General features: G+C 63.0%; 17 protein-coding genes and 1 tRNA gene. 10 read left to right on the forward strand and 8 right to left on the reverse strand.

What is annotated here, in order from left to right:
* Positions 1 to 13 precede the first annotated feature (13 nt).
* A complete protein-coding gene (locus tag COCCU_RS05470; RefSeq protein WP_156230583.1) occupies positions 14 to 829 on the forward strand; it encodes an IclR family transcriptional regulator in 816 nt (271 codons plus the stop codon).
* Here COCCU_RS05470 and COCCU_RS05475 read toward each other — a convergent pair.
* Both COCCU_RS05475 and COCCU_RS05480 read right to left on the reverse strand, forming a co-directional pair.
* Entirely contained in the window at positions 806 to 1,816 is a 1,011-nt protein-coding gene (locus COCCU_RS05475) for a right-handed parallel beta-helix repeat-containing protein (protein WP_156230584.1), read from the reverse strand. The genes COCCU_RS05470 and COCCU_RS05475 overlap by 24 nt on opposite strands.
* A gap of 164 nt (positions 1,817 to 1,980) precedes the next feature.
* Positions 1,981 to 3,384 carry an amino acid permease gene (locus tag COCCU_RS05480; protein WP_407924164.1) on the reverse strand — a complete coding sequence of 468 codons (1,404 nt, stop codon included), beginning with the start codon at positions 3,382 to 3,384 and terminating at the stop codon, positions 1,981 to 1,983.
* A 311-nt stretch (positions 3,385 to 3,695) separates the two neighbouring features.
* On the opposite strand from COCCU_RS05480, the gene COCCU_RS05485 reads away from it, so the two are divergent.
* Complete coding sequence (locus COCCU_RS05485) at positions 3,696 to 5,795, forward strand: DEAD/DEAH box helicase (RefSeq protein WP_156230586.1); 2,100 nt, start codon at positions 3,696 to 3,698, stop codon at positions 5,793 to 5,795.
* A 161-nt stretch (positions 5,796 to 5,956) separates the two neighbouring features.
* Here COCCU_RS05485 and COCCU_RS05490 read toward each other — a convergent pair whose 3' ends face one another.
* The 3 genes from COCCU_RS05490 to putP all read right to left on the reverse strand — a co-directional run bounded on the left by COCCU_RS05490 (position 5,957) and on the right by putP (position 8,866).
* Entirely contained in the window at positions 5,957 to 6,427 is a 471-nt protein-coding gene (locus tag COCCU_RS05490; RefSeq protein ID WP_156232624.1) for a DUF2269 domain-containing protein, read from the reverse strand.
* A gap of 67 nt (positions 6,428 to 6,494) precedes the next feature.
* Positions 6,495 to 6,797: an HNH endonuclease family protein gene (locus COCCU_RS05495; protein WP_156230587.1), complete on the reverse strand. Its 303-nt coding sequence runs from the start codon at positions 6,795 to 6,797 to the stop codon at positions 6,495 to 6,497.
* Positions 6,798 to 7,309: 512 nt separating this feature from the next.
* The gene (gene putP / locus COCCU_RS05500; RefSeq protein WP_156230588.1) at positions 7,310 to 8,866 is read right to left on the reverse strand and encodes a sodium/proline symporter PutP; all 1,557 of its coding nucleotides are present in this window, start codon (positions 8,864 to 8,866) and stop codon (positions 7,310 to 7,312) included.
* A gap of 417 nt (positions 8,867 to 9,283) precedes the next feature.
* Between putP and COCCU_RS05505 the strand changes: the two genes are divergently transcribed.
* From COCCU_RS05505 to COCCU_RS05520, 4 genes are read left to right on the forward strand one after another with little or no spacing between them, the layout of a single operon-like run.
* Complete coding sequence (locus COCCU_RS05505) at positions 9,284 to 12,352, forward strand: DEAD/DEAH box helicase (RefSeq protein WP_156230589.1); 3,069 nt, start codon at positions 9,284 to 9,286, stop codon at positions 12,350 to 12,352.
* A complete protein-coding gene (locus COCCU_RS05510) occupies positions 12,349 to 13,161 on the forward strand; it encodes a hypothetical protein (RefSeq protein ID WP_407924156.1) in 813 nt (270 codons plus the stop codon). The genes COCCU_RS05505 and COCCU_RS05510 overlap by 4 nt, the downstream gene beginning before the upstream one ends.
* Before the next feature lie 31 nt (positions 13,162 to 13,192).
* A complete protein-coding gene (locus COCCU_RS05515) occupies positions 13,193 to 14,368 on the forward strand; it encodes a metallophosphoesterase family protein (protein ID WP_156230590.1) in 1,176 nt (391 codons plus the stop codon).
* A 7-nt stretch (positions 14,369 to 14,375) separates the two neighbouring features.
* On the forward strand, positions 14,376 to 16,985 hold the full coding sequence (locus tag COCCU_RS05520; RefSeq protein ID WP_156230591.1) for an AAA family ATPase: 2,610 nt from the start codon (positions 14,376 to 14,378) through the stop codon (positions 16,983 to 16,985).
* A gap of 98 nt (positions 16,986 to 17,083) precedes the next feature.
* Here COCCU_RS05520 and COCCU_RS05525 read toward each other — a convergent pair whose 3' ends face one another.
* Complete coding sequence (locus COCCU_RS05525; RefSeq protein ID WP_156230592.1) at positions 17,084 to 17,623, reverse strand: YceI family protein; 540 nt, start codon at positions 17,621 to 17,623, stop codon at positions 17,084 to 17,086.
* 256 nt (positions 17,624 to 17,879) lie between these two features.
* Here COCCU_RS05525 and COCCU_RS05530 point away from each other — a divergent pair, with 256 nt between their 5' ends.
* Both COCCU_RS05530 and COCCU_RS05535 read left to right on the forward strand, forming a co-directional pair.
* The gene (locus tag COCCU_RS05530) at positions 17,880 to 18,371 is read left to right on the forward strand and encodes a MarR family winged helix-turn-helix transcriptional regulator (RefSeq protein ID WP_156230593.1); all 492 of its coding nucleotides are present in this window, start codon (positions 17,880 to 17,882) and stop codon (positions 18,369 to 18,371) included.
* 158 nt (positions 18,372 to 18,529) lie between these two features.
* On the forward strand, positions 18,530 to 18,742 hold the full coding sequence (locus COCCU_RS05535; protein WP_156230594.1) for a PspC domain-containing protein: 213 nt from the start codon (positions 18,530 to 18,532) through the stop codon (positions 18,740 to 18,742).
* A gap of 86 nt (positions 18,743 to 18,828) precedes the next feature.
* Here COCCU_RS05535 and COCCU_RS05540 read toward each other — a convergent pair.
* Positions 18,829 to 18,904, reverse strand: a tRNA-Arg gene (locus tag COCCU_RS05540).
* Between the two features lie 83 nt (positions 18,905 to 18,987).
* Positions 18,988 to 20,544, reverse strand: coding sequence for an alpha/beta fold hydrolase (locus tag COCCU_RS05545; RefSeq protein WP_156230595.1), 1,557 nt, complete (start codon positions 20,542 to 20,544; stop codon positions 18,988 to 18,990).
* Between the two features lie 192 nt (positions 20,545 to 20,736).
* Between COCCU_RS05545 and argS the strand changes: the two genes are divergently transcribed.
* Complete coding sequence (argS, locus tag COCCU_RS05550; RefSeq protein ID WP_156230596.1) at positions 20,737 to 22,389, forward strand: arginine--tRNA ligase; 1,653 nt, start codon at positions 20,737 to 20,739, stop codon at positions 22,387 to 22,389.
* Complete coding sequence (gene lysA / locus COCCU_RS05555; RefSeq protein ID WP_156230597.1) at positions 22,390 to 23,730, forward strand: diaminopimelate decarboxylase; 1,341 nt, start codon at positions 22,390 to 22,392, stop codon at positions 23,728 to 23,730.
* Positions 23,731 to 23,913: the final 183 nt, after the last annotated feature.

The following is a 23,913-nucleotide window of genomic DNA, read 5'->3' on the forward strand; positions in this document are numbered from 1 at the left end:
AGGTTCAAAGGAAATGGTGCAGGTTCCAGCGGTTCGCAACGCCCTGCGAATCCTTAACCTACTCAGCTCTGTGGGCGTACCGCTCTCCGCGTCGCGCATCACTGCGGAACTGGGAATTCCCAGGTCTTCAGTCTACCACCTCCTCACGGAGATGGAAGAGGCCGGATATGTGATGCCCCTGCCCGAGGAAAAGACCTATGGTCTGGGTATTGCCGCTTATTCCCTGGCGAATGTGTACGCCACCCAGCAACCATTGGTGAACCTGGGTGCAAAATATGTCAGGAATACCGCCGAGGTGGTGGCCGGTTGCGGGCAGATCGCCCGGCTGGTGGGACCGGAAGTTCTCTACCTCTATGACTATCGCAGCCCTGGGGCACCTGTCTCGAGTCTCGCGGCGGGGGCACGTCTATCTGCCGCACGTACTGCTTCGGGTAGGGCGATTATCTCTGCTTTGCCCGAGACAGAGGCAAGGTCTGTCTATACCATCGGTGAAAGTGCCGGACTGAGCTGGCGAGACTTCCAGACTGAATGTCAGAAGATCAGGGAAGCCGGTTTTGCTGAGGAAATTGATGAGAGCGTGCGTGGTTTCCGGAGTCTCTCGGTTCCGGTGCTGGACCACCTGCAGCGCCCAGCGGTGGCGCTGACCGTGACTTTTCTGACCTCCCGCGATATTGGGGAGAAGGAAAAAGAAATGGTGGTGACCTGTTTGCAGCGGGGTGCAACTGAACTCTCCCAGCGTATTTTCGGCCTGGGGGCGAAGCAGGGGTCGAGCTTCATGGGCAGGGTGCTCAACGGGGCGGGGCCCTTAAGAGGAAAGCTGAATCCGTGAGGAGAGTTCCTGCGGCTTGGTCGGTGTCTGTCCTGAACGGTTATCCTCACAGCCCTGGGTGATCTCAGCGGGACCCTGCTCACCGTTGAGGGTGTCTGGTTCGCCGGAGACGAAACCACCGACGCTGCAGCGGATGCCCCAACCCCCGTTATGGGACCCAGCGACGGTGCGGTTTCCTGCCACGCTGGAGGGGGCTTCCTTACCCTCTGGGTTCAGGCTGAGCCCCGAACCCTGGGAGATGTTGATGCCATCCAGTGTGTTGTTTTCGATGGTGTTGTCGTAGACCTCGCCCAGGGAGTTGCGGTCGATCCACACCCCGTGGCCCTGGTTGCCGCTGATGGTGTTGCCGGAAATCCAGCCCGTCGACCACTGCTTGACGACGATCCCGGGGCCCTCGTTGTCGGTGATGGTGTTGCCGTTCAGCCCGCGGGTGGGGGCGGTGAAACCGATGCGGGCGTAGGAGTTCTCCTGCAGATTGATGCCGTAGCCGTGGTTGCCGCTGATGGCGTTGCCGGCGATCTGCCCGGTGGAGTCCTTATCCAGATGGATAGCGCCCCCGGAGTCAGTGATGGTGTTGTCAGTGATGGTGGCGAAGGCAGGTCCTGAGAGGTGGACCGCATGGGCGCCGCCGCTGATGTTCAGGCCTGTCAGGTTCACTCCCTGGCCTTCGATGAAGAAGGTGAAAGATCCCGGGCCGGTGGGCGGGGCATCATGGGCGGGCTCTACGACAGTGGCTTCCCCGCCTCCGTTGATTGTCAGGCCGTTGGTGGTGCGGGGGATGTGGATGGCTTCCTCGCAGGTGCCGCTGAGGTTGATGGTGGTGTTCGGAGTGGCTGCGTTGACTGCCGTGGCCAGGGAATCACCGGCATCGCAGTTGACTGAGAGGGTGGTCTGAGCGCTGGCGAGGGGCATGCCGGTGGTGAAAGCCAGGGCGGCCGCGCTGAGGAGGAGCGCGGAGCGGCGGGGGAGAGCGGTGAAGAGAGACAAGGAAACTCCTGTGGTTTTGTTCACACAACTTTGAATGAAGTGAGCATAAGCACAAATAGCTCCTCATGTCTTTATATTGATATGCCAAATTTTATCCGCGCCCCCTGCATGGCAAGACCCCGCTCAGCTGGTGCTGGGCGGGGTCGTCGATAAGCAGGGGAAGCTTAATCCTTCATCGGATCCAGTTCCTCATAGCTCAACGGCCGGATGGCCTGGGGCCGGCCGGTGAGGAAGTAAAGGGCTGTCATCAGAACCAGGAAGCCCACACCTACCCCGAGTGCCAGGTGATAGTCGGCGTACCAGACCATGATACCGAAGGTGAAGATGATGAAGAGGATCGCGAAGTACTGGCCATAGGGCCAGAAGGGGACCGGGAACTTCAGGGATTTCATCTCCTCCGGGGACATCTTGCGGCGGGAGGCAACCTGGGCGAGCAGGATCATCAGCCAGACATAGACCGTGGCGAAGGTGGCCAGGGAAGCGACGATAACGAAGACCTCCTCCGGCAGCAGGGCGTTGAGCACCACGCCGACCAGCAACACGATCAGCAGAATGGCGGTGGTCATCACCGGGACGCCGGACTTGCTGACCTTGCCCATCGCCTGCGGTGCCAGGTTCTCCTTCGCCAGGCCGGTGAGTACCCGGCCGGCACCGAAGAGATCCGCGTTGATGGCGGAGAGCGCCGCGGTGATCACCACGAGGTTGAGCAGGCCGGCTGCCCAGTTCACGCCCAGGGTGGAGAAGATCTGGACGAAGGGAGACTCCTCGCCGGTGATCGAGGGCCAGGGGTTCAGGGCCAGAATGACCGCGATCGCGCCCACATAGAAGAGGAGGATGCGCACCGGGACGGTATTAACTGCCTTCGGCACTGCCTTGTCGGGGTCCTCCGCCTCGGAACCGGCCACGCCGATGATCTCGGTGCCGCCGAAGGCGAAGAGTACCAGGATGAATGCGGCGATCATGCCCTCCACACCATGGGGGAAGAAACCGCCGTGCTCCCAGAGGTTGGAGATGCCGGCGATCTCTGGATCGGTGCCCAGGCCGAAGGCGAGGATGGCGGCACCGCCGAGGATCATCGCGATGACCGCGGTGACCTTGATGATGGTGAAGACGAACTCCAGTTCACCGAACCAGCGCACACTCGCCAGGTTCGCACCCCCGACGATCAGGAGGGTGGCGGCCACCCAGATCCACTGCGGGGAATCCGGGAACCAGAACTTCATGTAGATCGCGATCGCCGTGAGGTCAGCCAAACAGACGATCAGCATCTCGAAGGCGAACATCCAGCCGGTGATATAACCGGACCAGCCGCCGAGGTGGGCGCGGGTGTACACCGCGAAGGAACCCCGCACAGGGTGGTGTACCGACATCTCACCCAGGGCACGGAGCATGAAGTAGACCACCGCGCCGCCGAGCATGTACACCAGTAGCACGGAGGGGCCGGCGGCCTGGATCGCGCCGGCGGAGCCATAGAAGAGGCCGGTGCCGATCGCCGAACCCAGGGCAATGAAATGGATGTGGCGGGCCTTCAGCCCCCGGCGTTTAAAAGTGGTGGGACTTGCCGGCACCGTGCCGGCGGTGGAGTCAACCATGTGGCAACCTCGCGGATTCTGCTCTGGGTGACCCGCGCGGCACTGATATAAGTGGTGGCGTGCGGGAGCTGGAAAGATTGGAATAACCAAAGGAAGAGATTACCCGCGGGGCAGGGGAATCCGGAAAGTGCTGGCTGGCAGGCCGCTTTGGGATGTTCAGGGTACCGTTCCGGCAGCTCTCCGGGCAGGGGAGGGAGGCTGGTTTTATGCCGTTGCGGCCCCTGTGAGGTGACTCTTTTCCGGGCGGAATAGCTTTCCGGGAAATAATGCCGTATAGTTATTCCGCAATGAGCATTACCGATAACGTCGCCGGTGGCGTAGAAGAACCGGACAACATTATTTCGTCGGAATCTCAGGATACTTCGCAGGATATTGCAGTTGACGCTGCATCCGCACCCACCAACGTTGAAGATGTACTGGCCGCTGGCCAGGACACTGCAGCGCCGGTTGAGGCGGACCAGAATAACGGGGATGCGAACACTTCTGAGGCCACCGGCTCCGCGGATGCGGACAACGACTCCCCCGGTTTCCAAGGTTTAGGACTTCCCGATGAAGTTCTGGCCGCTGTCAAGAAGGTCGGCTACGAAGCCCCTTCTCCTATTCAGTCTGAGACGATCCCCCTCCTGATGGAGGGTCGTGACGTCGTCGGCCTGGCACAGACCGGTACCGGCAAGACCGCAGCTTTCGCGCTGCCGGTCCTCGCCCGTATCGATCCGACCGTGCGTGCCCCGCAGGCACTGGTGCTGGCACCGACCCGTGAGCTCGCGCTCCAGGTCGCTGACTCTTTCCAGTCCTTCGCTGATCACCTGGGCAAGATCCAGGTGCTGCCGATCTACGGCGGCCAGGCCTACGGTATTCAGCTGTCCGGTCTCCGTCGCGGCGCACAGATCGTCGTCGGCACCCCCGGTCGTGTTATCGACCACCTGGAGAAGGGCTCCCTGGACATCTCCGGTCTGCGTTTCCTCGTCCTTGATGAGGCAGATGAGATGCTCAACATGGGCTTCCAGGAAGATGTCGAGCGTATCCTCGCCGACACTCCCGATAGCAAACAGGTCGCCCTGTTCTCCGCAACGATGCCCAATGGCATTCGTCGCATCTCCAAGCAGTACCTGAACGACCCGGCTGAGGTTTCGGTCAAGTCCGAGACCCGTACGGCCACCAACATCAAGCAGACCTACATCAACGTTGCACACCGCAACAAGCTTGATGCCCTGACCCGGATCCTCGAGGTCACCGAGTTCGAGGCGATGATCATGTTCGTGCGTACCAAGCACGAAACTGAGGAACTCGCCGAGAAGCTCCGCGCCCGCGGTTTCTCCGCTGCAGCCATCAACGGCGATATCGCCCAGGCTCAGCGTGAGCGCACCGTGGATCAGCTCAAGGACGGCCGCCTGGACATCCTGGTTGCCACCGACGTTGCTGCCCGTGGTCTCGACGTTGAGCGCATTTCCCATGTGCTCAACTACGACATCCCGAATGACACCGAGTCCTACGTCCACCGCATCGGCCGCACCGGCCGTGCCGGCCGTAGCGGCGAGGCGATCCTCTTCGTCACCCCGCGTGAGCGCCGCATGCTGCGCTCCATCGAACGTGCGACCAATGCGCCGCTCGTCGAGATGGACCTGCCCAGCGTCGATGACGTGAACGAGGCCCGCAAGATCAAGTTCAACGACTCGCTGACCAAGTCCCTCGAGGACAAGCAGGTCGATATCTTCCGGAACCTGGTCAAGGAATACGCCGAGAAGAATGATGTCCCGCTGGAGGACATTGCCGCTGCCCTGGCTACCCAGGCGCAGTCCGGTGAGGAATTCCTGCTCAAGGATCTGCCGCCGCAGAAGCAGCGTGACCGCTTCGAGCGTGATGACCGTCGTGGTGGTTTCGACCGCGATGATCGTCGTGGTGGGCGTGAGCGCGGTGGTGACCGTGGTGACCGTGGCGGCGAGCGTGGCGGTTCCCGCTTCGAGCGCAGCGCCGACATGCAGGTCTACCGCCTCGCGGTGGGCAAGCGTCAGCACGTCCGTCCGGGTGCCATCGTCGGCGCCCTGGCGAACGAGGGTGGCCTGAACTCCAAGGACTTCGGCCGCATCACCATCGCCGTGGACCACACCCTCGTCGAGCTGCCCAAGGGCCTCGGCAAGGATGTCCTCGATCGTCTCTCAGACACCCGTATCTCGGGTCAGCTGATCAACATCGAGCCTGACAACGGTCAGCCGGGTCGTTCCGATGACCGTGGCGGACGCAGCTTCGGCGGCGGCGACCGTGGTGGCCGTGGCGGACGCAGCTTCGGCGGCGGCGACCGTGGTGGCCGTGGCGGCGGAGACCGCGGTGGTTACCGTGGTGGCCGTGGCGGCGATGATCGTGGTGGCCGTGGCGGCTGGCGCGATTAATACCGCAGCCGGCTAGTCAGCCAAAAAAGAACCCGCTGTTCTTCCTCAAGGGAAGGACAGCGGGTTCTTTTTGCTTGGGTGCTATCTGGGTGAGGCACCATAAGGGCCGCACCCAAAGGTATGGCCCACAGAAGTTCCTTGGCCGGTAGGGGGAGTGACTGCTAGAGGAACATCAACAGCAGGATGATCACCCAGAGCAGGGCGAAGATCCCGCCGAACATCGACAGCTGGCTCTTGGCCGTCTTCCAGTCCTTGACTTCGAAGCTCCGGCCCTCAACCTCCTCCGGATCGAGCAGACCCAGGACGCCGACCATCTGCCGTTGGCGGGGGATGATCAGGAAGATCAGCAGGGCCCAGGCGACCACCGAAAAACCGATTGCGGCATGGAAATTCCCCATTGACCAATAGTCCGTATTGGTGAACATGATGGCGACACCCAGGATGGGGACCAACATGGAGAGCATGCCATAGGTGTTGGTGATCCGGTGGAGCAGCTTCGCCACACTCCCGGAGCGGGTGTTCCCCTCATGGGCCTCCAGGGCCCTGACGTGGAAAGAGGAGGTGGCTACGGTGACTGGGCCGAGGAAGAGAATCGCGGTCAGCACGTGCAGGAAGATGAAGATGGTGGTCATCATGGGGAGATCGGGGCCTTTCAGCGCACTATGGGTGATCTTCTTGATCCTTAGAGCCCCAGCCTATTCACGGCCGCCAGATTTCGCGCAGCCGGCACTGCTTTTTCATCACCGTCTGTTCCTCCGCCGGAAACGGCAGTCCGTAGGTGGCCACCACATGAGCCATTTTGCGTACATACCAGCAGCGGGCACCACGATCCGGGGGTAGCCACTCCGAGGGCAGCAGGTTGGATTTCTCCTGGTTTGCTTCCCGTGAGGTGAGCACCAGGTTGGCGGGATCATTGGCAAAGGCGCGGCGCTGCTGTGGGGTCCAGGCATGGGCGCCCAGGTCCCAGGCGATGCTGAGTGGCAGGACATGGTCAAGTTCCACCGGATCACCACCCCCCTGATCTCCAGGAGCCGGCTGCTATAAGGGTCGATCATGCTGCCCCGGACCTCGCAGTCATGCCCGAGTTCGGCGCCCACATTGGCGGCCATGATCAGGTCCCGGATTTCGCAGAATGCATGGGGGAGGGGTGCCGCGGACCAGCCCGAACCAAAATGTTCCCGCTCATAGCCCAGAATTTTGCTGCGCTGACCAAGCTCCGGGATCTGGGCGAGGGAGTCGTGGAGCGGGGGTGGGGTGCCACCGGGCACCACGGGGTCTGAGTGCAGCTGTGGTGCTGCCGTTGCGATCAGAGCCATCAGGGTTGCCAGGATGAGCAGGTGAAGGTAGATCCGCTTGGGTTCCATATCACCTTGGAGTCCGGGAGTTCCCCAAAGGTTCCCGGGCAGCTGTTTGTGCTGCCGGTGTTCTCTGCCCGGGAAAGGGGAAATCCCCGCTGCCCTTGGGGGTGGGCAGCGGGGATCCGGCAGAAAAGGAGTAGGGGACCAGTTTGGTTCCTAGATCTTTTCCTTGGTTTCGGAGATCTCCAGCTCGGGGTTCTCCTCGGCGGCCTTGGAGAGCCGGACTGCCTCGTCGAACTCCTCGGTGATCTCCGGCTGCGGGGAGCTGGTGGCCAGGGTGACACCGATGAGGACGAGGGTGGAGGCGAGGAAGCCGGGGACCAGCTCGTAGATGATGTCGCCGCCACCGAGCATGCCCCAACCGGTGGAGACCAGGGCGCCAACAATCATGGAGGACAGGGCGCCGGCGAAGTTGAGACGCTTCCAGTAGAGGGAGGCCAGCATCAGCGGGCCGAAGGCGGAACCGAAACCGGCCCAGGCGAAGCCGACCAGACCCAGGATGGAGTCATTGGGGTTGATGGCCAGCGCTGCAGCGATGAGCGCCACGATGACCACCATGATCCGGGAGAGGTTGATCAGGAACTTCTCGCTGGGAAGGTCCTTCTTGAAGATCTTGTAGAGGTCCTCGATGAGGGAGGATGAGACGACCAGCAGCTGGGAGGACATGGTGGACATGATGGCCGCCAGCACCGCGGTGAGCACCAGTCCGGCGATCAGGGGGTGGAAGAGGATGCGGGCCATGTCCAGGAAGATGGTCTCGAAGGCGGACTGGTCGGTGATGCTGATGTCCGGGTTCTGGGAGAAGAAGACCGTGCCGATGATGGCGGTGGCGGTGGCGCCGACGATGCAGAGGAACATCCAGCTGATACCGATCAGACGCCCTTGCTTGGCGTCAGCGGAGGTACGCAGCGCCATGAAGCGGACCACGACGTGGGGCTGGCCGAAGTAACCCAGACCCCAGGCCAGGTTGCCGATGATGGCGGCCAGGGAGACCCCGGAGATCATGGACCAGTAGGTGGGGTTGCCGGCCTCATAGGGGCCGTAGGCGTTCTCGGTGGCCCAGGTGAAAATGTCGGAGGGGTTGTCCAGGGCGATCAGCGCCATGACCGGCACGATGATCAGGGCGGTGAACATCATCAGGCCCTGCACCACATCGGTGTAGGAGACGGCCAGGAAGCCGCCGACGAAGGTGTAGATGACGGTGATGGCACCGACCACACCCAGGCCGATCAGGTACTCACCACCGAAGGTGGACTCGAAGTAACGGCCACCGGCGACCATACCGGAGGAGACGTAGAAGGTGAAGAAGAAGATGATGATCACCGCCGAGATGGAGCGCAAGGAGCGGGACTTGTCGCGCAACCGGTTCTCGAAGAAGGAGGGCAGGGTGATCGAGTTATTGGCCACCTCGGTGTAGGCGCGCAGCCTGGGGGCGACCCAGGTCCAGTTTGCCCAGGCACCCACCAGCAGGCCGATGCCGATCCACAGCTCTGACATGCCGGTGACGAAGAGGGCACCGGGCAGGCCCATGAGCAGCCAGCCGGACATGTCGGAAGCACCGGCTGATAGTGCGGCGACGAAGGGGTGGAGACCACGGTCGGCGAGGACGTAGTCATCATATTTGGTGGTTTTGCGGTAGCTCCAGAAGCCGATCGCCAGCATCGCCGCCATATAGATGACGATGGCGATGATGAACCAGGTTGTCTCTGACACCGGTTCCTCCTCAATGGTTGTGGGATCCGGGCTGGCCGGATTCGTGCAGGGGTTTCAAATGAAGAATTTGTGTTCTAAATCACTCACCTGAATCTACTGGTTATTACCCACCAGTAGAAGAGGTGCATCTAGCGACGCTAGGTTGGGTGTGTGCGGCGTCTCAAATTATGGTGGGCGGTGTTATCGGCTATTTCACCTGTCAGGTGGCAGATTTAAGGCACTTCACCTGCGAGTATCACGGTTTGCTAACGATCCCTGCTTAATGAATGGTTTTGCACACATGAGGGGGGTGCCTAACCCCTGGGTGGGAGGGGGCGCCTGCCCTGCGGCAGGTGTGGGCGTCGATAAGCGGTCTTGTGGGGGTGTAAGCCGACGCTGCATGGCCGGGAATCTGGGGTGGCTGGTACAACTGTCTTTATGACCTCTCACCTGCTGCATGGACTCTGGATACGGGGGTCCGGACTCCATTTGTGGATCGAACAGGTGAATGGGCACCGCATCGTTGCGCCCAGTAGCGTGCCTGCCGGGACCTTCCCGGCCGCGGCCGAACACCTGCTCTCAGACAAGAAATTCCGGCACCGCCTGCGTGCCAACCTCCGCACCCCCAAGGGGCGGGACCGCGAACTCGTGATCCCCACCGCCGCTCACGGACCCCAGCAGGCGGTGGAGGTGCTCGCCCAGCTCTCCTTCCTCGACCAGCCTTCCCCGGCGGCCACCCACGCCCAGCGTGAGGCGATCGCCCCGGACCTCTACTGGCTGATCCGGATGTACGGGGGGCTGAGTCGCTTCGTGCGCGCCGGCCGACTGACCTTCAAACTGGCCTATGAGGACGACCAGTGGTGGCCACAGTGGCAACTGGCCTCCGGGTTGGGGGAGCGGGGCTGGGTGGCAGAGATGGCTGCCGCAGCCCCGGGCATCCTCGCCCGCAACAACCCCATCCTGGTGGATGATGTGGTGGCGGTGCTGCCCCACTGGATCGCCAACGCCATGCTCACCGACCTGGCGGAATCCACCCGACCCTATCCCTGGCACGAGTTCCCTGAGGCCCTGATGAACTCCCAGCCGCTGCGTCGCGGTGGGGCGAATCTGCTGGGTCGGCTCAATGAGTGGAAGGATTCGATCACCTCCGTTGACCTGCAGCTGGTCTTCATCGTGGAGCAGCCCCCGGCGGAATCCGATGCCGAAGATCCGGCCGACAGTGTCTGGCCGGTGCGGCTGCAGGTCCGTTCCGGAGTGGATTCCCCGGTGCCGATCCGGGTGGCTGACCTGGACCGCGGCAGCATCGAGAAGCTGCGCGAAAGGCACCGCCATGCCCTGGAGATCAGCTCGCTGCTGGATCCGATCCAGCGCCCCGCACCCCGGGGGCCGGGGGCCGGGGACTGGGATGTGGCGCTGACCACCGCCGAGATCATCGAGTTCATCAGCCGGGATGTGCCCCTGCTGAAGAATCTCGGCTTCAATGTGATGCTGCCCAAGGCCTGGTCCAACTATGAAACCAAGGCCCGCCTGGAGACCTCCGAGTACCGTGACCCCACCGTGGGTGCCACCAGGGCGCATATCGGTCTGGATCAGCTGGTGGAGTACAACTGGAGGCTTTCCGTCGGCGATGTGGAACTCAGCGATGAGGAGATGACTGAGCTGGTCAACTCCAAGTCCGGTCTGATCCGCCTGCGCGGCGAATGGGTCATGGCTGACCCCCAGGCACTCAACCGCATCACCGGCTACATGGACCAGCTCTCCAAGACCTCGCAGAAGCGTCGTCGTGAGGAGCTGGATAAGTTGGCCACCCGGGCGGAACTGGCCAAGGCGCAGGACCTGCCCGGCTGGGAGCAGCTCTTCGATGAGCTGGAGGCCAAACGGGAGGAGTACAACGACACCTTCAAGGGGATCGGCGAGGTCACCATCGCCGAACTGCGCCAGCTCGCCCTGGAGGCGGTGGCCGCGGAGCCGGTGGAATTCACCGGTTCCACCTGGTTCTCCTCCCTGCTGGGTGGTACCGACACCCCCGCCCCGGAGCGGGTGGTCCTTCCCGACACCGTCACCGCCGAACTACGCGACTATCAGCGCCGCGGCGTGGACTGGCTCTACTGGATGTCCCGCAACAACATCGGTGCCGTCCTGGCCGATGACATGGGTTTGGGTAAAACCCTGCAGCTACTGGCGCTGCTCGCGGTGGAGAAGGCAGAACGCGAAACCGGTCCCACGCTCGTCGTGGTGCCGACCTCGGTGGTCGGAAACTGGGCACGCGAGGCCGAGAAATTCGTCCCCTCCCTGCGCGTCGCCGTCCACCACGGCACCACCAGACTCCGCGGCGAGGAGCTTTTCGACGCCGCGAAGGAGCACGACCTGGTGATCACCAGCTATGGCGTGGTCACCCGGGACTTCGCCGAGCTCGGCCAGATCGACTGGGAACGAGTGGTCCTGGATGAGGCCCAGCAGATCAAGAACTCCACCACCCGTTCCGCCAAGGCGGTGCGTTCCCTGCCCTCCCGGCACCGGGTCGCGCTGACCGGCACCCCAGTGGAGAACCGTCTCTCCGAGATGCGCTCCATCCTCGACTTCTGCAACCCCGGGGTACTCGGCTCCGCCAGCTTCTTCCGCAACCACTTCGCCAAGGCGATTGAACGCGATGAGGATGAGGAGATGACCAACCGGCTGCGCGCCCTGGTCGCCCCCTTCATCCTCCGCCGCCTCAAGACCGATCCGACGATCATCGACGATCTGCCGGAGAAGACCGAGCAGATCCTCACCGTGAACATGACCTCCGAACAGGCCGCCCTCTACAAGGCGCTGGTCGCCGATGTGCAGCAGCAGCTGGAACAGCGGGAGGGCATCGCCCGGCGCGGCCTGGTGCTGGCCACCATCACACGTATCAAGCAGATCTGTAACCACCCCGCGCATTATCTGGGGGATGGTTCGGCTGTCACCGCCCGGGGGCGTCACCGTTCCGGGAAGGTGGAGGAGCTGGTGCGGCTGCTTGATGATGCCATTGAGGTGGGGGAGAAGATGTTGATCTTCACGCAGTACCGCGCCTTTGGTGATCTGCTGGCCCCTTATCTCAGTGATCGGCTAGGGGAGTCCATTCCCTTCCTGCATGGTGGGGTGAGCAAGACGGGGCGTGATGCGATGGTGGAGCGTTTCCAGTCCGATGATGGGCCGACGGCGATGATTCTTTCGTTGAAGGCCGGTGGTACGGGTCTGAACCTGACGGCTGCTTCCCAGGTGGTCCACATGGACCGTTGGTGGAATCCGGCGGTGGAGAATCAGGCCACGGACCGTGCTTTCCGGATCGGGCAGCAGAAGAATGTGCAGGTGTTCAAGATGATCACGGCGGGCACCATGGAGGAGTCGATCCAGGATATCCTGGATGGCAAGATGCACTTGGCGGGTGCTGTGATTGGTGAAGGCGAGGGCTGGATCACCGAGCTCAAGCCGGAGGAGTTGGCGGAGCTGATGAGTTACCGAGGGAGGGAGGCTTCAGAGTGAGTGAACATCCCAAGATGGATAATGTCATCTACGCTAATTTCGGTCGTAAGACCAGGGTGGATGAGGTGCCGGCCGTTCCGGTCAGTGAGATCAGTCTGATCCGGAAATTCGGGATGGCTTCGGCGGCGGCGAAGTTGCTCAGCCAGGTGCGTAGTCAGTCCGATGGTGGGCGGATCAGCCGGGGGCAGAGTTATGCCCGTAATGGCAATGTGCTGGGTATTGAGGTTCAGTCCGGCCGGATCCACGCCAATGTGGCGGGTTCCCAGAATGAGCCCTTCAATGTGACTCTTCAGTTGCCTTATCGCAGTACTGATGATGTCGCGGAGATTTCCGCCGGGTTGGCGGACACCCCCAACGGGATGAAGAAGGCCACTAAGGGGGAGATTGCCGAGGAGCTGCTGGAGCTGCTGCTCTTCGGGCAGGAGGAGCGGATCCGCTGCTACTGTGATTGTCCGGATTCGGCGGAGGCCTGCAAGCATGCGGTTGCGGTGGCTGAGGTGGCGGCCTCCAAGATGGATGCGGATCCGATGATGGTCTTCCGGCTGCGTGGTCTGGATCTGGTGCTGCTGGAGAAGCAGGTGTCCGAGGCTGCGGCGCTGATCGGTGCCAAGGCGGCGGTGACTTCGGACAAGAGTTTCTGGGAGGGGCGGGAACTGCCGGATCTTCCCGAACCGAAGACCGCCTCCGCCCTGGAGGATTCTGATCTGGATGCATTGCACCGGGCGATGCGCCTGGTGTCCTATACCGCGGTGGATCAGTTGCGTGCGGTCTCTGATATTGAGGACATGTACGATCATCTGACCCGTTGATGGGTGATGTTTTCTGGGGTTCGGGGGTGTGATGTCCCGGGTGGCTGATAGAACTGGGGGCATGAGTTTCAGTGATGCTGCCCCGGTGAAATTCCTGCACACCTCGGATCTGCAGATAGGTATGGACCGCCACTTTCTGGATGCTGATGCCCAGGCCCGTTTCAATGATGCCAGGATCCGGGCGATCAGCCGCTGCGGTGAGGTGGCTTTGGCGCACGGCTGTGCCTTCATCGTGGTGGCGGGGGATGTCTTTGAGAAGAACTCCCTGAGTGCGCAGACCACGTCCCGTGCCCTGGAGGCGTTGCGTCAGCTGCCACTGCCGGTGTACCTTCTGCCCGGTAACCACGATCCGCTGGTGGCGGACAGTATTTTCTATCGCACCGCGGATATTGCGGGGGTGCATGTGCTCGGGGATTCCGAGCCGGTTGAGGTGTCCCCCGGTGTGGAAGTGGTGGGTGCACCCCTGAAGAGCCGTTATGCCACCACTGATCTGGTCCGCCAGGCATTGGAACCCCTGGCACCTTATGAGGGGGTGCGCATCATGGTGGGGCATGGCCAGGCCTTCTCCCGTACTTCGGAGGCCTCACCGGATCTGATTGATCTGGCTTATGTGGAGTCTCGACTGGCGGACGGCAGCATCGACTACCTCGCCCTGGGGGACACCCACTCCGCCCAGGCGGTGGGGGACAGCGGCCGGGTATGGTTCTCCGGGGCGCCGGAAACCACTGATTTCCATGATCTGACACCTGGGGTGGAGGGGGGTGAGGTCAACTCCGGCAAGGTACTGGTGGTCACCGCTTACCCGGGCAGCGTCACCGTGGAGGAGGTGGCGGTGGGGCAGTGGACCTTCCATGCCCTGCACGCTGACCTGTATTCCACCGGGGATGTCGAGGAGTTCCTGACCCGGTTGGCGGCTTACCCGGACAAGGCCACCACCGTGATCAAGTACGCCCTACACGGCACCCTCGGTCTTGGTGATCACCGCCTTCTGTCAGCGGGGCTGGAGGACCTGCGCCCCGCCTTCGCCGCGCTCTATGAGCGGACCCGGCTCATGGATCTGCAGCTGGAACCCGGCGCGGAGGAAATTGTGGAACTCGATATCCAGGGTTATGCGGCAGCTGCCCTGGATGAGCTGGTGCAGCGTCGTGAGGAACCCGCTGCCCGTGATGCCCTCAACCTGCTGTTCCGTCTGAGCAAGGAGTCCTGAACCCGCCATGCGTATCCACGAACTTGAGATCGATAATTTCCGCGGTATCGGCCACCTGGAGCTGGCTGAAATTCCGGCGACCGGAGTGATCGTGATCGCCGGTGACAATGAGCAGGGCAAGTCCACCATCATGGAGGCCATCGACACGGTGTTGAACGTCAAGCACCGTTCCACCGCCCAGGGTGTCAAGGCGGTGCAGCCGGTCGGCCAGGATGTGCCCTCCCGGGTCTCCCTCAAACTCAGTGTCGGTGAGGTGACCTTCCGTATCACCAAGCAGTTCAATCGTAAGAAGTCCGCCACCCTGGACATCCTCAGCCCCCGTCCGGCGAACCTCACCGGTGATGAGGCGGAGGATCGTCTGGTTCAGATTCTGCAGGACAACACCGATGAGCAGCTGCTCAAGACCCTGTTCATGCGGCAGGGTGAGGTGCCGGCCGGCATCCAGGCCGTCGGCATCCCCTCCCTGGCGCAGGCACTGGATGGGCAGAACGAGAACTCCGGGGTGGAGGACACCGCGTTGACCACGGGGGTGAACACGGAATACCTGCGTTATTTCACCCCCAAGGGCAAGGAGTCCGGGGAGCTGGCCAGGGCCCGTGCCGCCGCCGACCAGGCCCAGACCCAGCTTGGGGATGCGCGCCTCGCCGTCCAGGCACTTTCCACCCATGTCGATGGGGTGGCCCGGCTCAGTGCCGATCGGGAACGCGCCACCCGGGACCTCCCCGCCGCCCGGGCTGAGCTGAGTGCCCGGGAAACCGGCAAAATCCAGGCCGAACAGGTCAAGGCCAGGGTGGATGCGGTGCGGGAGGAATTGGAACGCGCCGTGGTGGAGGTGGACCGGGCCGCTGCGGAGCAACAACGCCGCCAGGCACTGCGGGAAGAAGTCGCCGCCCTGCGCCTGTCCCATGAACAACGCAGCGCAGGCCTGGAAGCAGCCACGCGGGAAGCCGCCCAGGAAACCCAGAACCTGGCGACACTCGAAGAAGAACTCCGGCAGGCCCGGGGGAGCGAAGATGAAGCCACCGCTGCCCTGAAAAAGGCCCGCGAAGAACTGCAGCTGCTCAACCGGGAAGAGCGCCGCCGCGAACTCGTGGAACTACTGGCTGCGGTCGATGGTCTTGATGCCGAGCTCAGGGACGTCGGGGAGGAACCCCTGATCAGCGAGGCACAGCTGAAAGCCGTGGAAGAAGCTGCCACCGATCTGTCCGTGCAGGAGAAACTGCGGGAATCCCTGGCCGCCAAACTGCACCTGAGCTCCGCTGCGGGGGTGCGCATCACCGTCGATGACCGCGAGCTGGACATCGACGAGGCAGGCAGCATCCTGGAACTCAGTTCCGCCACCACCCTCCGCATCGGGGAAGTGGTAGCCGAATACACCCCTGGTGCCGACTCCGGGGCGGACAGCGTCGAAGCTGCTGCGCGCAGACTGAAACAACTGCTCGCCGAAGTGGACTGTGAGGAGGTGGCTGAAGTACGCCGCCGCCATGAGGATTCGCGCCGGGCGGCCGACACCACCGCCTCCCTGGAACGGGAACGCGCCGGTCTGCTCAAGCAACAGGAACCGGATCAGCTGCGCCGCGAATTGGAGAGCCTCCAGCTGGCACTGGCAGAGGTGGAACTTCCCGACCGTGATGTCACCGCCGCCACCACCGCCGTTGCAGCTGCGGAAGAGGTGCTGGGGGAGGCAAGCCGGGAACTTCGGCTCGTTGATTCCCGGATCGAGCCCCACCGGGAGCGTAAGCGACACCATGCCCTGAACCTGCTGCAGGCCGAGATCGACATCGCCCGGGAAGGTCTGGAACGCAAGGAGAAGGAACTGGCCGAGGCCGAGGAGCGCCAGCCCGAGGCGGAACTGGCGGGGGCGCTGGCCGAGACTGAGCGGAAACGGGCCGAAGTGGCTGAACTCAAGGAGACGGCCGAGCAGGAACTGCTGGTGGCGGATCCGGATCTGGCCGTCCAGCTCTGTGAAGGTGCCAAGGCTAAGGTGTCGGCGCTGGAGGACACCCTGGCCAGGTCCACTGAGGAACTGGCCAGATTGTCGGGCTATATCGAACAGGCCACCGGTGCTGATGAGCGATTGGAGCAGGCGGAGTCGGCGGCCACCGCCACCCGGCGAACCCTGGAATCGGTGGAGCGCCGTGCCCGGGCGGCGGAACTGCTCAAGGAGGTGCTGGAACGTCATCAGGCCAAGGCCCAGGCACGTTATGCCGAGCCTTTCGCGGAACAGCTGACCATTCTGGCACGCGCCGTATTCGGACCTGAGGTGCAGTTCGCCCTGGATGAGAAACTTCAGGTCACCTCCCGCAGCATCGGGGAAAAGGCGGTTCCCCTGGAGGCTTTGTCGGGGGGAGCGAAGGAGCAGCTGGCCATTCTCACCCGCTTCGCCATCGCCCGGTTGGTGGGGGAGCAGGAGGGTGGTACCCCGGTGTTCGTCGATGATGCACTCGGCTCCACCGACCCGGGCCGGTTGGACCGGATGGCCGCACTCTTCAGCCAGGCCGGCCGCAGCACCCAGGTGTTCGTGCTGACTTGTATGCCGCAGCGCTATGAGTCGGTTACCGGGAAGCGGGAGTACCGCATCGAGGAACTCAAGTCCCGGTTCTCACTGGTGGAGTAGCTTTCCCATGGGGTGCCTGGGCTGGGCGGGAAATGGGAAACGGCCCAGGGCACCCTCCGTAGTGGGTGCCCTGGGCCGTCGTGAAGCTCCGGGGAGGCTTAGGCCTGCTTGATGGCGGAAGCCTCAACCTCGATGCGGACGTCCTCGGAGACCAGCATGCCGCCGGACTTCAGGGGAGCCTGGAAATCAACGCCGAAGTCCTTACGGTTGATCTTGGTCTTGGCCTCGAAACCGATGCGGGTGTTGCCGAAGGGATCCTCCTCGACACCGTCAACCTCAACATCGAGGGTGACGGACTTGGTGATGCCCTTGATGGTCAGGTCGCCGGTGACGGTGCCCTCGTGATCGTTGGCGATGGTGAAGGAGGTGGCCTGGAAGGTGATTTCCGGGAACTTTTCGACGTCGAAGAAGTCCTCGCCCAGGGTGTGGGCGTCGCGGTCAGCGTTGCCGGAGTCGGTGGAGGCAGCCTTGATGACCACGGAAGCGGAGCTGTTCTCCGGGTTCTCGGAGTCGATGGTGAAGGAACCCTCGAAGTCCTTGAAGGTGCCGCGGACCTTGGTGACCATGGCGTGGCGAGCAACCCAGTTGATGTTGGTGTGCGACTGGTCGAGGACGTAGGTACCGTTCAGGTTGGACATGTAGTGCTCCTTATAAAAGTTTGTCTTTGGTGTCTGTCCCGCATCTCTGCGGCACTGACCACAATCATACATGACATTGATGACACGTCAACATGATTTGGGGAAATTAGTTGACTTTTCAAGCAAAATTGCAGCTCATGAGGTGAATATAAATCGGGCTCCAGAATGCTCTGACGCGTTGAGCTGCAGGAAAGGTAGTGGTTGACGTGTCACCGAATATTTAGGGAAACCAGCTCTTCTTGGATATGGTTGGGCCATGACAACTCCGAGATGGCTCAATGACGAAGAACAGGCACTCTGGCGGCTGATGCTCGCCGCCTCCCGGAAGATGGACCGCTGCCTCGATGAAACCCTTCAGGCAGGAAATGACCTCTCCACCTCTGAGTTCTCGGTACTGGTGTCCCTTTCTGAGGCCAAGGCCCCGGGACTGCGGTTGCGGGATCTCTGCACCGTCCTTGACTGGGACCGCAGTCGCACCTCCCACCAGATCACCCGCATGGAGAAACGCGGTCTGGTGAGCAAGGAGTCCTGCGAGGGCGATGCCCGCGGCGTGATCGTGGTGCTCACCGAGGAGGGGGCCCGCCGGCTGGAGCGGGCCGCCCCTGATCATGTGGAAAGTGTGCGCCGCCTCATCTTCGACCACCTCACCCAGGAGCAGGCCGACGTGATCGGCAGTTTCCTCGAGACCCTGATGGCCGTGCAGAGTGTTCCCGGCGCCGCGGGTTTTGAGGCAGAGGAACCGGCCTAGGAACTGAGCTGGGAACCACCCTTCTTCAGGGTGTGCCAGGGGGCGTCAGGGGACTGTCGGGGTGGAAAGTCAGGGGAGAAATCAGGGTGCATCCTGATGTGTTCCAGGTTCAACTCGGGAAGACTTATACCCAGTCAGCCACGAGAGGAAAATATCCCATGAGCACCAACACCGTCCCCTTCCACCAACGCCGCCTCGAACGATCCACCACCGATAAGTGGCTGGGTGGCGTGCTCGGCGGAATTGCGCAGACCTACGACTGGAACCCCACCCTGGTCCGCGTTCTCTTCATCGCCAGCTTCGTGTTGCCCGGCCCGCAGCTCCTGATCTACCTGGGGGTCTGGATAGTGATGGCCATGATGGGCCGCTAACCTGCCTGGTACCTCCGCAGTAGCGGTACAGAAAAACCCGGCCCAGATAACTTCCAGGGAAGTTATCTGGGCCGGGTTTGTTTCGGTGGTGTCCCCGACACGATTCGAACGTGCGACCTTTGGTACCGGAAACCAATGCTCTATCCACTGAGCTACGGAGACCCGCCATCACGGTGTGCGTGACAACACTGGACATGTTATCAGCACCGTGATGTGTGACCTAAACGTGGGGGTCAGATTCCGGGTTAGCGCAGACCCGGCAGGTCGGTGACCTCGGCGCTTCCGCTGCGCAGGTACTCCACCACGGCCTGGTCGACGGCCTCATTGCCCAGGCCGACATGACCGTGGCCGGGGCCGTGGACAGTGACGAAATGGGTGCCCATCAGCTCATGCATGCGGCCGGAGTGCTGGAAGGGGGTCTGCGGATCACCGGTGGACTGGATCTGCAGGGGGCGGTGTTCCAGGCCCGCACCGTTGAGGGTGGGCGGGGTGGTCACCGGGCCCGCGCCCGAGCAGGCGGCCCCGGAACTGAAGGCCAGCGGCGGGGCGGTGAAGATGTCCCCGACCACATAGTTTGACCACACATACTCCGGGATATCCAGCGGGTCGGCGGCCACCTGGTTCTCGTTGCACAGCTGCAGGGACTGCATCATCAGGGAGGTGGTGGCCAGCTCCATCATCTCCTCGGTGTACTCCATGGAGGGGATCGGCTCGGAACCGTTGATCACCGAAGCCAGGTAGGGCCAGTCGGCGGGGCTCGGGATCAGCTGGCGGGTCAGCGAAAGAGTGGGGGAGGTGGCCTGGTTGGAACCGGGGCGGGTCGCCATGTTGAAGAGGTTCTGCAGCTGGACCTGTGCCGGGGCGGTGGCGGTCAGGACATCGGCACCGGCCTGGCCGGAGGAGAGCAGTGCCGGCGGGACATCCCCGACCTGGGCGGGCGGCGGGGCGACGGTGGGGTTGGTGCCCGTCTCGGCGACGATCGTGTTGGACCAGGCCTGGTAGGCGGCCAGCGGAGTGTCACCCAGCCCATAGGTCTCGTTATTATCGGCCACCCAACCGAAGAAATCGTGCAGGGCGGAGATATAACCCTGTTTCTGGCTGTCCAGCACCCCGGACCAGGCATGGTCGGGGTTCATGCCGGAATCCAGGACCACCTTGTCGGTGTGCTCCGGGTACTTGGTGGCGTACATGGAACCCAGGAAGGTGCCGTAGGAAAGACCCATGATGGAGATCTTCTCCTCCCCCAGGGCACGGCGCACCCACTCCCAGTCTTCGGCGGTGTTCTCGGTGGTGATGGAGGCGGTGTAGCCCGGGGTGCCGGCCTCGCAGGCATCCCGGATCACCGCACCGCTCCGGGTATAGAGGGAGACCGGGTCAATATTGGTGGGCTCGGGGCAGTTGACCGGGGTGGAGCCGGCCAGACCACGGGGCTGCACCGCCACGCGGTCCCACTCATTGCGGATTTCCTGGGGCCAGTCGAAACCGGCATTGGCGGCGCCGAAGTAGGAGTAGCCGTCACCACCGGGGCCACCGGGGTTGCCGAAGAGGGCTCCCCGGCTCTGGCCTTCCGCCGGAACCTTGACGAAGCCGACGCTGATCTTCTCGCCCCCTGGATCGGAGTGGTACATCGGGACCTCCACCCGACCACACTGCGCGTTGGGTTCATCGACCTGGACGGGGCAGTCCTCCCAGGTGATCTGGGGGGCGCTCTGCGCATGGGCGACGGTGGTGGCCACACCCAGTGCGCTGACACCGGTCACCACCGCCGTCAAGGTGGCCAGGACTGTTTTCTTCAATGACATGGAACCGTGGTCTTTCCGTTTCGGGGCTAGGCTGATCCAGAAGCTGATGTGCATGCTATCCGGGATTTTCCCTGGTTGCCGGGAAACCACACCCTTATGTGCGGGTGATGCGCCGGAAAATTGGCTGGGAGATCCGGGGTACCCCCCGCCCGGTTCAGCCGATTGGGACTACCTCGGCTAAACTTTTCCCCCATGACACCTGCAGATTTATCCTCCCTGATCAAGGAGACCGCCCGCGCAGTTTTCGCTGAACATGACCTGGACACCTCCGCCATCCCGGAGCAGGTCACGGTTGAGCGTCCCCGCAACCCGGAGCATGGTGACTACGCCACGAACCTGGCACTGCAGGTCGCGAAGAAGGTCGGACAGAACCCCCGCGAGGTGGCCACCTGGCTTGCCGACGCCCTGGGCCGCTCCGAGGCCGTCGAGGTCGCCGAGATCGCCGGCCCCGGTTTCCTGAATATCCGTCTCGCCGCCGCCGCACAGGGTGAAATCGTGGCCCGCATCCTGGCGGCGGGGGAGAGCTTCGGCAACTCCGACATCTACGCCGGCACCCGGATCAACCTGGAGTTCGTCTCCGCGAACCCCACCGGCCCGATCCACCTCGGTGGTACCCGTTGGGCAGCCGTCGGTGATTCCCTGGGTCGTGTGCTCACCGCCAGTGGTGCGGAAGTCACCCGCGAGTACTACTTCAATGACCACGGCGAGCAGATCGACCGCTTCGCCCGCTCCCTGGTGGCCGCCGCCAAGAATGAGCCCACCCCGGAGGACGGTTATGGCGGTGGCTATATCGCCGACATCGCCGCCGAGGTCGTCGCAAAGCACCCCGGCCTGCTGGAGCAGGAACCGGCTGAGATGCAGGAGATCTTCCGTGCCACCGGTGTGGCGATGATGTTCGAGCACATCCGGGAATCCCTCAAGGAGTTCGGCACCGAGTTCGACGTCTACTTCCACGAGAACTCCCTCTTCGAGAGTGGTGCCGTCGACCGGGCCATCCAGACCCTGAAGGACAACGGCAACCTCTACGAGAATGAGGGTGCCTGGTGGCTGCGCAGCTCCAACTTCGGTGATGACAAGGACCGTGTGGTCATCAAGTCGGATGGCAATGCCGCCTACATCGCCGGTGACATCGCCTATGTGGTGGACAAGATCGAACGTGGTCATGACCTGTGCATCTACATGCTCGGTGCTGACCACCACGGTTACATCTCCCGCCTCAAGGCCGCCGCCGGGGCCCTGGGCTATGACCCGGAGCGGGTTGAGGTGCTCATCGGCCAGATGGTCAACCTGCTCCGCGAGGGTCAGGCGGTACGCATGTCCAAGCGGGCCGGCACCGTCATCACCCTGGACGATCTGGTTGAGGCGATCGGCATCGACGCCGCCCGCTACTCCCTGATCCGTTCCTCCGTCGACTCCTCCCTGGACATCGACCTCGCCCTCTGGGCCTCCCAGTCCTCCGACAACCCGGTGTACTACGTCCAGTACGGCCATGCCCGCCTCTGTTCCATTGCGCGCAAGGCCGCTGAGCTCGGGGTCACCCATGAGAACCCGGATCTTTCCCTCCTCACCCACGAAAGGGAGGGGGAGCTGATCCGTACCCTCGGTGAATTCCCCGCGGTGATCAAGTCCGCAGCTGAATTACGGGAACCGCACCGCGTGGCCCGGTACGCTGAAGAACTGGCCGGTGTATTCCACCGCTTCTACGACAACTGTCAGATCCTGCCCAAGGGTGAGGAAGAGACCGCGCCGATCCATTCGGCACGCCTCGCCCTCGCCGCCGCCACCCGTCAGACCCTGGCCAACGCCCTGCGGCTGGTTGGAGTCACCGCCCCCGAGAGGATGTAGATGACCTCCGCAGAAAATTTCAATGAGGTCCCGGCCCACGTCTGGCCGCGCAATACCGCCCGTCAAGAAGATGGTGTGATCACCATCGCCGGCGTGCCGCTACCCGAGATCGCCGAGGAATACGGCACCCCCGTGTTCGTCGTCGACGAAGATGACTTCCGCTCCCGCTGTCAGGACATGGCCAAGGCCTTCGGCGGTGGGGACAACGTCCACTACGCCTCCAAGGCATTCCTGAGCAAGACCATCGCCCGCTGGGTCGATGAAGAGGGACTCAACCTCGACGTCGCCTCCATCGGTGAGCTCAGTATCGCCCTGGCCGCCGACTTCCCGGCGGGACGGATCACCGCCCACGGCAACAACAAGAGCGCCGACTTCCTGCGCACCTGCGTCCGGGAAGGGGTCTCGCATATCGTGCTCGACTCCGAGCAGGAGCTGGAACTGCTGGATCTCATCGCCGCCCGCGAAGGCAAGGTCCAGGAGGTGCTGATCCGGGTCAAGCCGGGCATTGAAGCCCACACCCATGAGTTCATCGCCACCAGCCACGAGGACCAGAAGTTCGGTTTCTCCCTGGCCTCCGGCTCCGCCTTCGGTGCGGCCCGGGCAGCCATCAACGCGGAGAACCTGAAGCTGGTGGGCCTGCACTGCCACGTGGGCTCCCAGGTCTTCGACGCCGATGGTTTCTCCCTGGCGGCGGAGCGCGTACTCGGCCTGGTCTCCCGCATCCATGCGGAGCTCGACGCGGAGAGCCTCAGCATCCTCGACCTCGGCGGGGGCTATGGCATCGCCTACACCGCAGCTGAGGAACCCCTCAACGTGGCTGCCGTGGCCCAGGACCTGATCGCCAAGGTCTCTGAGCATGCCGCCTCCCTGGGCATCGACACCCCGCAGCTGATGGTGGAGCCCGGCCGTGCCATCGCCGGCCCCTCCACAGTCACCGTCTACGAGGTCGGCACCATCAAGGACGTTCACGTCGACGATGACAAGACCCGCCGCTACATCTCCGTCGACGGCGGCATGTCGGACAATATCCGCCCCGCCCTCTACGGCTCCGAATATGATGCCCGGGTGGTCTCCCGCTTCGTCGACGGGGAATCCACCGCCTCCCGAGTGGTGGGCTCACACTGCGAATCCGGTGACATCCTCATCAACGATGAGCAGTACCCTGCGGATATCCGCACCGGCGATCTGCTCGCCCTGGCTGCGACCGGAGCCTACTGCTACGCCATGAGCTCCCGCTACAACCAGTTCACCCGCCCCGCCGTGGTCGCGGTCCGGGCTGGTCAGATCAAGCCCATGCTGCGTCGCGAAACCCTCGAGGATCTGCTGGCGCTGGAGGTCTAGACGGTTTGGTTCCCGCCCCTGGGAGGGGCCGCCGATTAACGGCCCCGGGGCCCCAGGGATGGGGTACGGGGTCGTTCTTTGCTTCCCACACTCAAGCGGAGACAATAGGAAAAAGAGGTGGCAGTCAAGCTGTTGAAGAGCTTGACTGCCACCTCTATTTACCCCGTGCATGCGGGGGACCGG

This window comes from Corynebacterium occultum (genome assembly GCF_009734425.1).
Taxonomy (GTDB): domain Bacteria; phylum Actinomycetota; class Actinomycetes; order Mycobacteriales; family Mycobacteriaceae; genus Corynebacterium; species Corynebacterium occultum.

What these genes read in the sequence shown, in the direction of transcription:
- COCCU_RS05470 (WP_156230583.1), top strand. Translation starts at nt 14, where the DNA reads ATGGTGCAGGTTCCAGCGGTTCGCAACGCCCTGCGAATCCTTAACCTA.
- COCCU_RS05485 (WP_156230586.1), top strand. Translation starts at nt 3,696, where the DNA reads ATGAGCATTACCGATAACGTCGCCGGTGGCGTAGAAGAACCGGACAAC.
- COCCU_RS05490 (WP_156232624.1), bottom strand. Translation starts at nt 6,427, where the DNA reads ATGACCACCATCTTCATCTTCCTGCACGTGCTGACCGCGATTCTCTTC.
- COCCU_RS05505 (WP_156230589.1), top strand. Translation starts at nt 9,284, where the DNA reads ATGACCTCTCACCTGCTGCATGGACTCTGGATACGGGGGTCCGGACTC.
- COCCU_RS05515 (WP_156230590.1), top strand. Translation starts at nt 13,193, where the DNA reads ATGTCCCGGGTGGCTGATAGAACTGGGGGCATGAGTTTCAGTGATGCT.
- COCCU_RS05520 (WP_156230591.1), top strand. Translation starts at nt 14,376, where the DNA reads ATGCGTATCCACGAACTTGAGATCGATAATTTCCGCGGTATCGGCCAC.
- COCCU_RS05525 (WP_156230592.1), bottom strand. Translation starts at nt 17,623, where the DNA reads ATGTCCAACCTGAACGGTACCTACGTCCTCGACCAGTCGCACACCAAC.
- COCCU_RS05530 (WP_156230593.1), top strand. Translation starts at nt 17,880, where the DNA reads ATGACAACTCCGAGATGGCTCAATGACGAAGAACAGGCACTCTGGCGG.
- COCCU_RS05535 (WP_156230594.1), top strand. Translation starts at nt 18,530, where the DNA reads ATGAGCACCAACACCGTCCCCTTCCACCAACGCCGCCTCGAACGATCC.
- COCCU_RS05545 (WP_156230595.1), bottom strand. Translation starts at nt 20,544, where the DNA reads ATGTCATTGAAGAAAACAGTCCTGGCCACCTTGACGGCGGTGGTGACC.
- argS (WP_156230596.1), top strand. Translation starts at nt 20,737, where the DNA reads ATGACACCTGCAGATTTATCCTCCCTGATCAAGGAGACCGCCCGCGCA.
- lysA (WP_156230597.1), top strand. Translation starts at nt 22,390, where the DNA reads ATGACCTCCGCAGAAAATTTCAATGAGGTCCCGGCCCACGTCTGGCCG.